The following is a 12,630-nucleotide window of genomic DNA, read 5'->3' on the forward strand; positions in this document are numbered from 1 at the left end:
CCGTTCACATGTGTGATTTCGATGAACCTGCGTACCCTCTCCTTCATCGCGGCTTGCCTGGCCTTCGCCAGCCCCGCCTCCGCCCAGAACGTGGCTTCCTTCGTCGTCAGCAGCGATGACGGCTACGGCGTCGACACCTGCCTGGAAAGCGGCTCGCCTTGCGGCCAGCCGATCGCCAGCGAATGGTGCGTCGCCAACGGCTACGCCAAGGCCGTCGCCTTCCGCCGCCAGACCGAAACCGACATCACCGGCGCCATCAACGCGCCCACGCAGGTCGCCGCTGCCGCGCAGCCGCACGCCGTCGTGATCACCTGCGAGAAGTAAAAACTTCACGGGAAGTGGGAATGCGGGCGGCAGCTCTGCCGGGTGCCGCCCTCAGTCCGTGACGAAATCGCCGCATTTCTGGGGCGGCTCCCCGGCCCAGGGCATCACCGGTACCGACGAGGTCGAGTTCTTCGGAGAGCCCTCGATCAGCTTGTCGGTGTAGACCAGATAGACCAGCACATTGCGCTTGGCGTCGCAGCCGCGCACCACCTGCATCTTCTTGAAGAACAGCGAGCGAGACTGGCGGTAGACCAGGGCGCCCTGCTCGAATTTTTCCTTGAACTTGATCGGCCCGACCTGGCGGCAGGCCAGCGAGACGTCCGACACCTCCTCGGCCACCCCGAACATGCCCTTGAGACCGCCCTTCTCCGGCACGGTGAAGTGGCAGGCGACCCCTTCGACATCGGGATCGTCGATGCCGTAGACCGCAAGCTTGTCATCCGGGGTCAGGAATTTCCATACCGTCGACTTGCGGAAGATTAGGTCGGGCTCCTGGGCCTGGGCAGCGGCGGGAGCCAGCAGGGCAAGTCCGATCACGGCAAGGCCGAAGCATATTCTACGCAGCATGCGGGGTCTCCTCATCGGGCCCCATATGGGAAGGCGTCGAGCCGGGCGCCAGGGTGGAGTCTCGACCTGCCGGTCGACACTCCTCATAGATCCCCAATCCAATGTCGACCGAGAGGTCGACACTCCGGCCTCAGCTTGCCAACCGCGCCAGCGCCTGTTCGTGGCCGATCAGGGGCAGCAGCGCCTTGAGTTCGGGGCCATGGTCCAGCCCGGTCAGCGCCTGGCGCAGCGGCATGAACAGGGCCTTGCCCTTGGCGCCGGTGGCTTCCTTCACGGCCTGCGTCCAGGCGCCCCAGGTGTTCTCGTCCCAGGGTTCGCTTGGCAGCAGTTCGGCGGCGCGGCCGAGAAACTCCCGATCCCGTTCGCTTGCGGCGACCGGTCCCGTCACCACCTCCCACCATAATTTCGCATCGGCCAGCCTGACGAGATTGGAGCGCACGGCGAGCCAGAAATCCTCACCGCCCTCGATGCCGAGAGCCGTGAGCCGCTGGGAAACATCCGCAAAGGCTGTCTCGTGCAGCAACTTGGCATTGAGCGTCTCGATCTCGGCCGGATCGAAGCGCGCCGGTGCACGCGAGATGCGCGAAAGATCAACCAGTGCAGCGAGCTCCTGCAGCGACGCGATCGGACGCACAGCCTCGGCCGTGCCGGTCAGCACCGCCAGGCTCGCTACCGCCATCGGCTCGAAGCCGGCCTCACGCAGCGAGCCGATCGACAGCGCGCCGCTACGCTTGGACAGCCCCTCGCCGCTCACCGTGGTGAGCAGGTTGTGGTGGGCGAAAGCCGGCACCGCGCCGCCCAAGGCTTCGAAGATCTCGATCTGCACGGCGGTGTTGGTGACGTGATCCTCGCCGCGAATGATGTGGGTGACGCCGAGGTCGATGTCGTCGACCACCGACGGCAGTGTGTAGAGATAGCCGCCATCGGCCCGGATCAGTACCGGGTCGGAAAGCGAGGCGGTGTCGACATGGGCGGGCCCGCGCACGCCGTCCTGCCACTCGACGATGCGGTGGTTGAGCAGGAAGCGCCAATGCGGACGCCGCCCCTCGGCCTCCAGGGCCGCCTTCTGCTCGGCCGTCAGGCGCAGGGCCGCCCGGTCATAGACCGGCGGCAGGCCGCGGGCCTTTTGCAAAGTGCGCCGGCGTTCCAGCTCCTCCTCGGTCTCGTAGCAGGGATAGAGCCGGCCGGCCTCGCGCAGGCGGGCGGCGGCGGCATCATAGAGCGCCATGCGCTCGGACTGTCGTGCCTGCACGTCCGGCACCATGCCGAGCCAGGCGAGGTCCACCGCGATGGCGTCGGCATATTCCTGGCGCGAACGGGCGGTGTCGGTGTCGTCATAGCGCAGGATAAAGCGCCCGTCCGCACGCTTGGCCACGCACCAGTTCAGCAAAGCGGTGCGGATATTGCCGATATGGATATAGCCGGTGGGGGATGGCGCAAAGCGGACGACGGGCGGCATGATGGGCTTTCGAAATTGGAATTATGGCCTGTCCTATACCGCGTCTCCTGCCTTTTGAAGGAGAGATTATGAACAGGCTCCTGCCATTTTTGCTGGCCACAAAATCGCCATCGTGTTTATAAGGGAGACGATAATCAATCGCAGCCGGCTCATAGACTCCTTTCCCGGCTGATCATCGCCACTCAGTGAATGCCGCCAAAATAGGCATCACGAAACTGACGATGCCCTCGGCATCCAAAACATGACGTTAGGGAATTCGTTGATTATTCGTGCCATCCTTCATTGTTTGTTGTCACCTCGAAGGCATTGTGCGGCCAGGTTCGCGGCCGTTCCTGCCGCGACCGGAAATGGGAATAAAGTGATGTTGCGTACCTCCCTGAAGACTGCCGTTGCGGCAGGAGTTCTTGCCGTTCTGGCGACGCCGGCGCTGGCCCAGTCCTCTTCCTATACGCCGACGGGATTCTGGGACAACTACATCGCCGGCGGCTGGTCGCTGGAGCTCGGCGCCACAGCCGCCATGGGCCCCAAATATGAAGGCGCCAAGGATTTCAGCTTCCTGCCCTCGCCCATCGTCTCGCTGTCGCGCCAGGGCAAGGGCCCGGCCTTCACCTCGCGCAACGACAATCCGGGCCTGGGCCTCCTCGACAATGGTTTCCTGCGCATCGGCCCGGTCGGCAAGATCCTGTTCGAGCGCGACGGCTCCACCGACGATGATCTCAAGGGCCTCAAGCCGGTACGCTGGGGCGGCGAACTCGGCATCTTCGCCGATATCTATCCGACCGAGTGGCTGCGTCTGCGGGCCGAATTGCGGCATGGCATCCGTTCGCATCACGGCCTGGTCGCCGATATCGCCGCAGACGCCTTCTATGATATCGCACCGGATTGGCGTATTTCCGGCGGGCCCCGGGTCTCCCTGGCCACACGCAGCTATTTCGACGCCTATTACGGCGTGAACCTGCAGGAATCGCTCGCTTCGGGCCTTAGCCCCTATTCGCCCGGCGGTGGCCTGAAATCGGTTGGCGTCGGCGGCGCGCTCACCTGGAAGACCACGGACAAGATCACAACCAGCGCCTTTGCCGAATATAGCCGTCTCACCGGCCCCGCTTCCAAATCGAGCCTGGTCAAGGAGCGCGGCTCCCCGAACCAGTTCACGATCGGCGTATCGGCCAGCTATCGCTTCGACTTCAATCTCTGAGACGCCCCGCAGCTATCCCCGGGTGCGCGGGCACCCGGGATATGCCTCACCAGCGCCGAGCCATGCTCGTCGCGACAATCGGCCATGTTGATTGCACGATCGGTCCCGTGCACCCAGTACGGGTCCAGCTTCTGCGAGGCCCCGTGAGCCAGTCCGCCGCCCTCCCCCACCTCTATTCGCCGTTCACGATCCGCAATCTGCGCATCAAGAACCGCATCATGTCCACCGGACACGACACCACCCTGCCCACGGCCTTCGTGCCCAATGACGCGTTGATCGCCTATCAGCAGGCGCGCGCCAAGGGCGGCGTCGGATTGATCGTGCTGCAGGTTGCCGGCGTCCACGAGACGGCGCGCTACACCTCGCATCTGCTGATGGCGACCAGCGACGACTGCATCCCCGGCTATCGGCGCCTCGCCGAGGTCTGCCATGCCGAGGGAGCAGCGGTGTTCGGCCAGCTCTTCCATCCCGGCCGCGAGATCATGGAGACGGCCGAAGGCACCGCCCCCGTCGCCTACGCGCCCTCCGCCGTGCCCAACCAGCGCTTCCACGTCATGCCGCGCGCCATGAGCACAACGATGATCGGCGAGATCGTCGAGGGCTATGGTGAGGCCGCCCGCCGGCTCGAACAGGCCGGGATCGACGGCGTGGAGATCGTCGGCAGCCATGGCTATTTGCCCTCGCAATTCGTCAATCCGCGCGTGAATGTACGCGAGGACGCCTATGGCGGCTCGCTGGACAACCGCCTGCGCTTCATCCGCGAGAGCCTGGCCGCCATCCGCGCCAGGACAGGGCCGGATTTCGTGGTCGGCCTCCGCTTCTCATCCGAGGACAGTGACCTCAACGGCCTCACCGCCGAGGAAGTGGCGGAAGTGCTGACTGCCCTCGATGGCAGCTTCGATTATTTCAACCTGACGGTCGGCTCCTCCGCCAGCTTTGGCGGCGCCGTGCATATCGCCCCCGCCATGGCCTTTGCCAGCGGCTATGGCGCGCCCTCGGCGGCGGCCATCAAGCGCAAGGTCAAGACCCCCGTCTTCTATGCTGGGCGCGTCAACCAGCCCCAGGATGCCGAGCAGCTGATCGCCAAGGGCGAGGCCGACATGGTCGGCATGACGCGCGCGCTGATCTGCGACCCCGACATGCCTGCCAAGGCCGAACAGGGCCGCTTCGACGACATCCGCGCCTGCATCGCCTGCAACCAGGCCTGCATCGGCCATTTCCAGCTCGGCGTGCCCATCTCCTGCATCCAGCACCCCGAGACTGGGCGCGAGCTGCGCTACGGCAAGGTGCTGCCCGCCGGCGCTGCGAAGAAAGTGTTGGTGGCGGGCGGTGGTCCGGCCGGCATGAAAGCCGCCAGCATCGCCGCCTCGCGCGGCCATGACGTCACGCTCTACGAGGCCTCGGGCCGGCTCGGCGGCCAGGCCCTGCTGGCGCAATTGCTGCCGCGTCGCATGGAGTTCGGCGGCATCGTCACCAATCTCACCCGTGAGGCGGAGCTCGCCGGCGTCACCGTGGTGAGGAACACCAGGGTCGACCGTGCTCTGGTCGAGCGCGAACGGCCGGACGTGGTCATCATCGCGACCGGTGCCACGCCCCGCCATCCCGAACTGCCCGGTGCCGAGACCGCCCATGTCGTCGACGCCTGGCAAGTACTCCGTGACGAGGCCAATGTCGGCAGTTCCGTCCTGGTGGCGGACTGGCGCTGTGATTGGATCGGCATGGGCGTCGCCGAGAAGCTGGCGCGGGCGGGCTGCAAGGTCCGCCTCGCCGTCAATGGCTACATGCCGGGCCAGCGTATCCAGGCCTATGTCCGCGACCATTGGGCCGGCGTGCTGCACGATCTCGGCATCGAGGTCATCCCCTATGCCGATCTCTACGGCGTCGACGGCCAGACCGTCTATCTCGCCCATGTCACCGGGCGCGAGCCGATCATCATCGACGGCATCGACACGCTGGTGACCTCGCTCGGCCATGAGGCCGTCAATGCTCTGGAAGCCGAGCTGGAGGGCCTGGTGGCGGAGATTCACAGCATCGGCGACTGCCTGACGCCCCGCACGGCCGAGGAAGCCGTGCTGGAAGGCCTAAAGGTCGGCTGGGCTCTCTGAGAGCACGACGTCCTTCCGGGTGCGCGGACAAGACGTCCGCGTACCCGGGAATCGGCACTCCGACCATGTTCTGTCAGAGCGAGCGCATCAGCCCGCCGTCGACCCGGATGTTCTGGCCCGTGATATAGCCGGCGCCCTCCGAGGCGAGGAAGGCGATGGTGGCGGCGATCTCCTCGCTGGTGCCGTAGCGCCCCATCGGCACGCTGTCGCGGCGCTCCTCGGTGGCCGGCAGGCTGTCGATCCAGCCCGGCAGCACATTGTTCATGCGCACATTGTCGGCGGCATGCTGATCGGCGAAGAGCTTGGTGTAGGCGGCAAGCCCGGCGCGGAAGACCGCCGAGGTCGGGAACATCGCCGTCGGCTCGAAGGCCCAGGCCGTCGAGATATTGATGATGGCGCCGCTCTTCTGACGGATCATCGCCGGTGCCACCACGCGGGTCGCACGGATCACATTCATCAGATAGACGTCGAGCCCCGTGTGCCATTGCTCGTCGGTGATCTCCAGAAGCGGCGCGCGCGGACCATGGCCTGCGCTGTTGACCAGCACATCGACACGCCCCCAGCGTTCGAGCGTCAGGTCGGTGAGGCGCTGCAGGTCCTCATTGGACTGGTTGGAACCGGTGACGCCGAGGCCCCCCAATTCCCGGGCGATGGCCTCGCCCTTGCCGGAGGAGGAGAGAATGGCAACCCTATAGCCATCCTTGGCCAAGCGCCTGGCGGCCGCCGCTCCCATGCCACTGCCCCCGGCCGTGACGATCGCTACTTTTTCTGCTGCCATCGGAATCATCCTTCCATGCCCCGGAGCGGCAGGAGGCCGCGACAAAGGGACCATGCACCTGATATACTGGCAATCCAGCTCCCATTCGAGCCAGAATAGCTGCTCTCATTCTGTAGAAAAACTACTGCATGCCGGACGCCCTGCCCCGCCTTCCTCCGCTCAAGGCCCTGCGTGCCTTCGAAGCCGCCGCACGCCATCTGAACTTCCGCCTCGCCGCCGAGGAGCTCAACGTGACCCAGGGCGCCGTCGCCCAGCATATCAGAGGGCTGGAGGCCGATCTTGGCGTCAAGCTGTTCGAGCGGCTGCCGCGCGGGCTTACGCTCACTCATGCCGGGCACGGCTACCTGCCTCCTGTCCGCCGAGCCTTCGAACTCATCGCCGACGCGACATTGGGCCTGCGGCCCGAGCCTGCCCGGCTGACGATCAGCGTCACGCCGAGCTTCGCCACCAAATGGCTGATCCCGAGACTGCCTCACTTCGTGGCCGAGCATCCGCTCGTCGACCTGCGCATTCTCGCTAATGAAAGCCTGTCGAATTTCCAGAGCGACGGTGTCGACATCGCGGTACGGCAGGGTCGCCTGCCCTTCGGGCCGGGCCTTGTAGTGGAGCGCCTGTTTCCGCAGCACGTCATCGCCGTCTGCGCCCCCGCCTTGCTGCCGGCCGGCTCGAACGGCATCGAACAGGCCGAGATCTTGAGCTACACGCTTCTGCACGACACCCATAATCTGTGGCCGGAGTTTCTCGAGCGGGCGCTGGGGCTGAAGCCGCTCGTCGAGCCGCGACGGATGCGCTTCAACCAGACGGGACTGGCAATCGAGGCGGCGGCCGCCGGCCAGGGCATCGCGCTCGCCAGCCGTTTCCTGGTCGCCGGCGATCTCGCCACCGGCCGGCTCATCCAGCCTGTGGCGACCGTAATGTCCGGCGGCCATGATTTCTACGTGGTGCTGCCGCGCCGGCAGCGCCATCCCGAACCCACGGACGCGGTCCGGCGCTGGCTCATCGACACGGCCCAGGCAGAGGCGCTGGCAGACAACCCAGCGGCTCAGAAATCGACGGCGTCCGCGCTCGCAGTGGTGGAGACGCGATAGAGCGCAGCATCCGGCACGAAGGCAGCCTTGTTGCCGTCCCGGAACCGGTTGGTGATCGGATAACGGCGATCACGGCCGAAATTCTTCTCCGTCACCTTCACGCCGGGGGCGGCCTGGCGGCGCTTGTATTCGGCCAGATAGAGCAGGCGCTCGACCTTGCGCACGGTCTCCTCGTCATGGCCGCGCGCCACGATCTCGCTGACCCGCATCTCGCTTTCGACCAGGCAGCGCAGGATGTCGTCGAGCACGTCATAGGGTGGCAGCGAATCCTGGTCCTTCTGGTTCTCGCGCAATTCGGCAGATGGAGCCTTGGTCAGGATGTTTCGCGGAATCACCACACCCGCCGGCCCCTTGGCATCCACCGGTTTCCAGCGATTGCGCAGCTCGCACAGGCGATAGACCTCGGTCTTGTAGAGATCCTTGATCGGGTTGAAGCCGCCATTCATGTCGCCATAGAGCGTGCAATAGCCGACCGACATCTCCGACTTGTTGCCGGTGGTCACCACCATGGCGCCGAACTTGTTGGAGATCGACATCAGGATGGTGCCACGGGTGCGGCTTTGCATGTTCTCCTCGGCGATGCCGCGGGGTTGGCCGGCGAACAGCGGCTCGAGCACGCTCTCCAGCCCGCTCACCGGGGCCTCGATCGGTACGACGTCATAGCGCACACCCAGCGCCGTAGCGCATTCCAAGGCATCCTTCAGGGATTCCTTGGAGGTGTAGCGATAGGGCAGCATCACGCAATGCACCCGCTCCGGTCCGAGCGCATCCACCGCCATGGCCGCCACCAGGGCCGAATCGACACCGCCGGACAGGCCGAGCACCACGCCGGGAAAGCCATTCTTGTCGACATAGTCGCGCAGGCCCAGGACGCAGGCCTGGTAATCGGCTTCCTCGCCCTCCTCCACCGGCTCGACCACGCCCGGTTCGCAGGCCCAGCCCTGCGCCCCGCGCCGCCAGGTCGTTGTGACGATCGCCTCCCGGAAGGCCGGCAGTTGCACCGCCAGGCGATGATCGGCATTGAGGGCGAAGGAGGCGCCGTCAAAGATCACCTCGTCCTGGCCGCCAACCTCATTGGCGTAGAGCATGGGCAGGCCGGATTCGGTAACGCGTGCCACCGCGACATTGAGCCGGATGTCGGACTTGTCGCGATGATAGGGCGAACCATTGGGCACAAGCAGGATTTCGGCGCCCGTTTCGGCCAGGCACTCGACCACGTCATGGCCCCAGATATCCTCGCAGATCGGCACGCCCAGGCGCACACCGCGAAAGGCGATCGGCCCCGGCAAGGGCCCCGGCTGGAACACGCGCTTTTCGTCGAACACGCCGTAATTGGGCAGATCGTTCTTGAAGCGGACGGCAGCGACGATTCCCTTGTCCACCAGCGCTACCGCGTTGTGCAGCTTGTCCTTCTCGCGCCAGGGCAGGCCGACCAGCGCCGCCGGTCCGCCATCGGCCGTATCGCGGGCGAAGTCCTCCAGCGCGGCGCGGCAGGCATCCTGGAAAGCGGGCTTGAGTACCAGATCCTCGGGCAGATAGCCGCAGAGGAAAAGTTCGGTGAACAGCACGAGATCGGCGCCCTGCTCCCGCGCGCTGGCCCGCGCCGCGCGCGCCTTGGCGAGATTGCCGGCGATGTCGCCGAGCGTTGGTTTGAGCTGGGCAACGGCAATGCGCAGAATATCGGTGCTCATGGTCTCTTCAAAGGCGGACAAGAATGATCCGCCATCCTTACACCAGCCTTTCGGCCAGCGCGAGAAGCCAGGTCAGCCCCGCCAAGGTGAGCGCCGTGAACACCGCTGCCGAACCGAGATCCTTGACGATGCGGATATGGGGATGACGGTCGGGCGTGACATGGTCCGACAGCGCTTCGATGGCCGTGTTGAGCAGTTCCACCATCAGTACCAGCAGGATGACGCCGATCAGGGCAAGGCGCTTCCACCAGCTCTCGGTAACCAAGAAGCTCGCCGGCACCGCGACGAGCAGGACGATGACCTCCTGGCGCACCGCCAATTCATAGCGGACGGCATGGGCAAGACCCGCTGCCGAATTGAAGAATGCCTTGACGATTCGCTCCATGACCGCTCCCGAGAGTGGCAGGCGTTTTAAGGCCAGGCAGCGGCAATCGCCAAGTATAATCGGGGCATGCAATCGAGACGCCACAACGCAAATGCCGGCCCGAAGGCCGGCATGCGTGATCGACGTCCCGTCTGTCAGCGCTTCTTCTTGTAGTAGACGTCGAGGCAGACGGCGAAGAGCAGCACCAGGCCCTTGATCCATTTCTGGTCGTCGATGCCGAGACCGAGGATCGACATGCCGACATTCATCACGCCCATCAGCAGGGCGCCGATCACCGCGCCAGTGATCTTGCCGACGCCCCCCGAAGCCGAAGCGCCGCCGATGAAGCAGGCTGCGATGACGTCGAGCTCATAGCCGTCGCCGGCCTTGGGTGTCGCCATGCCGCCGAAGCGCGAGGTGACGATGAGCCCGGCCAGCGCCGCCAGCGCGCCCATATTGACGAAGGTCAACAGGATGAGGCGATCGGTGTTGATGCCCGAGAGCTTGGCTGCCTTCTCGTTGCCGCCGAGGGCATAGATGCGCCGGCCGACCACGGTGCGGGTGGTGACGAAGACATAGAGCAGCGTCAGCGCCAGCAGGATGATCAGCACCATCGGCAGGCCACGATACATGGCGAGGAGATAGCCGACATAGACGGTAGCGACCGCCATCAGGATGTTGCGGCCGATGAAGATCGCCATCGGCTCTTCCTCCACGCCGTGCTTGAGCCGCGTCATCCGGCCCTTGATGTTCACCAGGATGAACAGCGCAGCGGCGATCAGGCCAAGGGCGAAGGTGGTGGTAAAGAAGCCCGGGGATGCGAACGGATCGGGAATCCAGCCGGCACTGAGCTGGTTGAACTCGGCCGGTAGCGGACCGACATTGGTATTGCCAAGCAGGCGATAGGTCAGCCCTCGAAACACCAGCATGCCCGCCAGGGTGACGATGAAGGAGGGAATGCGCAGATAGGCGATGAAATAGCCCTGGATGCCGCCGATGAGCGCCCCGACCACCAGGGTGGCGACCGCCGCCGGTGCCCAATGCCAGCCCAGCTTCACCATCAGGGTCGCGGCGACGGCGCCGGTGAAGGCGCAGACCGAGCCGACCGACAGGTCGATATGGCCGGCCACGATCACCAGCAGCATGCCGAGCGCCATGACGATGACATAGCCGTTCTGGTTGGGAATGTTGTTGATGTTGGAGGGCGCCAGCATCCGCCCTTCCGTCATATATTGGAAGAAGCCGACGATGACGATCAGCGAGATCAGCAGGCCATAGTCGCGGATGTTGCCGCTGATATATTCAAGGATGGATTTCTTGGGCGATGAGCCTTGAGCTTCCACAGTGTTTGTCGTCATCGTCAATGCCCTTCCGCACGCATGATGGCGCGCATGATCTTTTCTTGGGTGGCCTCGGCCCCGGGGAATTCGCCTACGAAGCGACCTGCATTCATCACATAGATGCGATCGCACATGCCGAGCAGTTCCGGCATCTCGGAGGAAATCATCAGCACGGCTTTACCTTCATTCACCATCTCGTTGATGATGCTGTAGATTTCGTATTTCGCACCGACATCGATCCCGCGCGTCGGCTCGTCGAGCATCAGCAGTTCAGGATTGGAGAACAGCCATTTGGAGAGCACCACCTTCTGCTGATTGCCGCCCGACAGGTTCACCGTCTTCTGGAAGACGTTGGGAGAGCGGATGTTCAGCTTGCGCCGGTAGTCGTTGGCCACCCGCAATTCCTTGATGTCGTCGATGATGGAATTCTTCGACACCCCCTCGAGGTTGCTGAGCGTGATGTTCTTGATGATGTCCTCTTCGAGGACGAGGCCGAGCTGCTTACGGTCCTCCGTGACATAGGCCAGGCCGTTGGCCAGCGCCTTGTGGATGGTGGACAGATCCACCGGCTTGCCGTGCATCAGGGCCTGGCCGCTGATGCGCTGGCCGTAGGACTGGCCGAAGATGCTCATGGCGAGCTCCGTCCGCCCGGCGCCCATCAGGCCGGAGATGCCGACGACCTCGCCCTTGCGCACGGTGAAGTTCACGCCCTTGACCACCTGGCGATCGGAATGCTCGTGGTGGTGCACCACCCAGTCCTTGATCTCCAGCACCGGCTCGCCGATCTTGGGCTCGCGGCTGGGATAGCGGTCCGCCATTTCGCGCCCGACCATGCCCTTGATGATGCGGTCTTCGCTGATCGCCTCGTTGCGGCAGTCGAGGGTCTCGATCGAGGCACCGTCGCGGATCACCGTGATCTCGTCGCAGACCTTGGAGATCTCGTTGAGCTTGTGCGAGATCAGGATCGAGGAAATGCCCTGGCGCTTGAACTCCAGCAGGAGGTCAAGCAGGGCATCGCTGTCGCTTTCGTTAAGACTGGCCGTCGGCTCGTCGAGGATCAGCAGCTTGACGTCCTTCGACAAGGCCTTGGCGATCTCGACGAGCTGCTGCTTGCCCACGCCGATATTGGTGATGAGCGTGTCCGGCGATTCCCTCAGCCCGACCTTATCCAGCACCTTGCGGGTCTTGCCATAGGTCAGGGGCCAATCGATCAGTCCACCGGTGGCCTGCTCGTTGCCGAGGAAGATGTTCTCGGCGATGGAGAGCAGCGGCACCAGGGCAAGTTCCTGATGGATGATGATGATGCCGAGCTCTTCAGACTGGCGGATATCCTTGAAGTGGCATTCCTTGCCGCGGAAGCGAATCTCCCCTTCGTAGGAGCCGTGGGGATAGACCCCACTCAGCACCTTCATCAGGGTTGATTTGCCGGCGCCATTCTCGCCGACCACGCCGTGAATTTCGCCCTCGTTGACCGTGAGGTTGACGTTGCTGAGCGCCTTGACCCCCGGAAAGGTCTTGGTGATGCCCCGCATTTCCAGGATGGCTGTCATAGTGGATGACCTGTGAAAAGGGCGGCCGGCACCGTGGTGCCAGCCGCCCGATACCCTAACATGGTTTTAAGGACGACCACTTATTTCAGCTGGTCTTCCTTGTAGTAGCCACCATCGACCAGCACCTGCTTCCAGTTGTCCTTGGTGACCAGGACGGGCTTGAGCAGAT

11 protein-coding genes and 1 pseudogene are annotated in these 12,630 nt (G+C 64.3%); 4 read left to right on the forward strand and 8 right to left on the reverse strand.

Features of this window, described 5'->3' with window-relative positions; translation table 11 throughout:
• Positions 1–21 precede the first annotated feature (21 nt).
• A complete protein-coding gene (locus tag QM672_RS16230) occupies positions 22–324 on the forward strand; it encodes a hypothetical protein (RefSeq protein ID WP_068287134.1) in 303 nt (100 codons plus the stop codon).
• Positions 325–375: 51 nt separating this feature from the next.
• On the opposite strand, the gene QM672_RS16235 is transcribed toward QM672_RS16230, so the two are convergent.
• On the reverse strand, positions 376–891 hold the full coding sequence (locus tag QM672_RS16235; protein ID WP_311933198.1) for a CreA family protein: 516 nt from the start codon (positions 889–891) through the stop codon (positions 376–378).
• 130 nt (positions 892–1,021) lie between these two features.
• A complete protein-coding gene (gene gltX / locus QM672_RS16240; protein WP_415083772.1) occupies positions 1,022–2,350 on the reverse strand; it encodes a glutamate--tRNA ligase in 1,329 nt (442 codons plus the stop codon).
• Positions 2,351–2,711: 361 nt separating this feature from the next.
• Between gltX and QM672_RS16245 the strand changes: the two genes are divergently transcribed.
• Together QM672_RS16245 and QM672_RS16250 are read left to right on the forward strand one after the other, a co-directional pair.
• On the forward strand, positions 2,712–3,545 hold the full coding sequence (locus QM672_RS16245; RefSeq protein ID WP_311933200.1) for a MipA/OmpV family protein: 834 nt from the start codon (positions 2,712–2,714) through the stop codon (positions 3,543–3,545).
• A 143-nt stretch (positions 3,546–3,688) separates the two neighbouring features.
• Positions 3,689–5,650 carry an FAD-dependent oxidoreductase gene (locus QM672_RS16250; protein WP_415083774.1) on the forward strand — a complete coding sequence of 654 codons (1,962 nt, stop codon included), beginning with the start codon at positions 3,689–3,691 and terminating at the stop codon, positions 5,648–5,650.
• Positions 5,651–5,723: 73 nt separating this feature from the next.
• Here the strand turns inward: QM672_RS16250 and QM672_RS16255 are convergent, their stop codons facing one another.
• A complete protein-coding gene (locus QM672_RS16255; protein ID WP_367623931.1) occupies positions 5,724–6,428 on the reverse strand; it encodes an SDR family oxidoreductase in 705 nt (234 codons plus the stop codon).
• Positions 6,429–6,556: 128 nt separating this feature from the next.
• Here QM672_RS16255 and QM672_RS16260 point away from each other — a divergent pair, with 128 nt between their 5' ends.
• On the forward strand, positions 6,557–7,516 hold the full coding sequence (locus QM672_RS16260; RefSeq protein ID WP_415083777.1) for a LysR substrate-binding domain-containing protein: 960 nt from the start codon (positions 6,557–6,559) through the stop codon (positions 7,514–7,516).
• Here the strand turns inward: QM672_RS16260 and QM672_RS16265 are convergent.
• From QM672_RS16265 to QM672_RS16285, 5 genes and pseudogenes are all read right to left on the reverse strand, one after another.
• Entirely contained in the window at positions 7,471–9,207 is a 1,737-nt protein-coding gene (locus QM672_RS16265) for an NAD+ synthase (RefSeq protein ID WP_415083779.1), read from the reverse strand. The two genes, QM672_RS16260 and QM672_RS16265, sit on opposite strands and share 46 nt — an antisense overlap.
• A gap of 37 nt (positions 9,208–9,244) precedes the next feature.
• Positions 9,245–9,592 (reverse strand): diacylglycerol kinase, encoded by a 348-nt coding sequence (locus QM672_RS16270; protein ID WP_394309913.1) that lies wholly within the window; start codon positions 9,590–9,592, stop codon positions 9,245–9,247.
• Between the two features lie 134 nt (positions 9,593–9,726).
• Entirely contained in the window at positions 9,727–10,929 is a 1,203-nt protein-coding gene (mmsB, locus tag QM672_RS16275) for a multiple monosaccharide ABC transporter permease (RefSeq protein ID WP_311933206.1), read from the reverse strand.
• A 2-nt stretch (positions 10,930–10,931) separates the two neighbouring features.
• A complete protein-coding gene (gene mmsA / locus QM672_RS16280) occupies positions 10,932–12,461 on the reverse strand; it encodes a multiple monosaccharide ABC transporter ATP-binding protein (RefSeq protein ID WP_311933207.1) in 1,530 nt (509 codons plus the stop codon).
• Between the two features lie 80 nt (positions 12,462–12,541).
• A pseudogene (locus QM672_RS16285) lies at positions 12,542–12,630 on the reverse strand (sugar ABC transporter substrate-binding protein); the annotation flags it as partial.

Source organism: Labrys sp. (in: a-proteobacteria), assembly GCF_047605565.1.
GTDB classification, from domain to species: domain Bacteria; phylum Pseudomonadota; class Alphaproteobacteria; order Rhizobiales; family Labraceae; genus Labrys; species Labrys neptuniae.

What these genes read in the sequence shown, in the direction of transcription:
- QM672_RS16230 (WP_068287134.1), top strand. Translation starts at nt 22, where the DNA reads ATGAACCTGCGTACCCTCTCCTTCATCGCGGCTTGCCTGGCCTTCGCC.
- QM672_RS16235 (WP_311933198.1), bottom strand. Translation starts at nt 891, where the DNA reads ATGCTGCGTAGAATATGCTTCGGCCTTGCCGTGATCGGACTTGCCCTG.
- gltX (WP_415083772.1), bottom strand. Translation starts at nt 2,350, where the DNA reads ATGCCGCCCGTCGTCCGCTTTGCGCCATCCCCCACCGGCTATATCCAT.
- QM672_RS16245 (WP_311933200.1), top strand. Translation starts at nt 2,712, where the DNA reads ATGTTGCGTACCTCCCTGAAGACTGCCGTTGCGGCAGGAGTTCTTGCC.
- QM672_RS16255 (WP_367623931.1), bottom strand. Translation starts at nt 6,428, where the DNA reads ATGGCAGCAGAAAAAGTAGCGATCGTCACGGCCGGGGGCAGTGGCATG.
- QM672_RS16260 (WP_415083777.1), top strand. Translation starts at nt 6,557, where the DNA reads ATGCCGGACGCCCTGCCCCGCCTTCCTCCGCTCAAGGCCCTGCGTGCC.
- QM672_RS16265 (WP_415083779.1), bottom strand. Translation starts at nt 9,207, where the DNA reads ATGAGCACCGATATTCTGCGCATTGCCGTTGCCCAGCTCAAACCAACG.
- QM672_RS16270 (WP_394309913.1), bottom strand. Translation starts at nt 9,592, where the DNA reads ATGGAGCGAATCGTCAAGGCATTCTTCAATTCGGCAGCGGGTCTTGCC.
- mmsB (WP_311933206.1), bottom strand. Translation starts at nt 10,929, where the DNA reads ATGACGACAAACACTGTGGAAGCTCAAGGCTCATCGCCCAAGAAATCC.
- mmsA (WP_311933207.1), bottom strand. Translation starts at nt 12,461, where the DNA reads ATGACAGCCATCCTGGAAATGCGGGGCATCACCAAGACCTTTCCGGGG.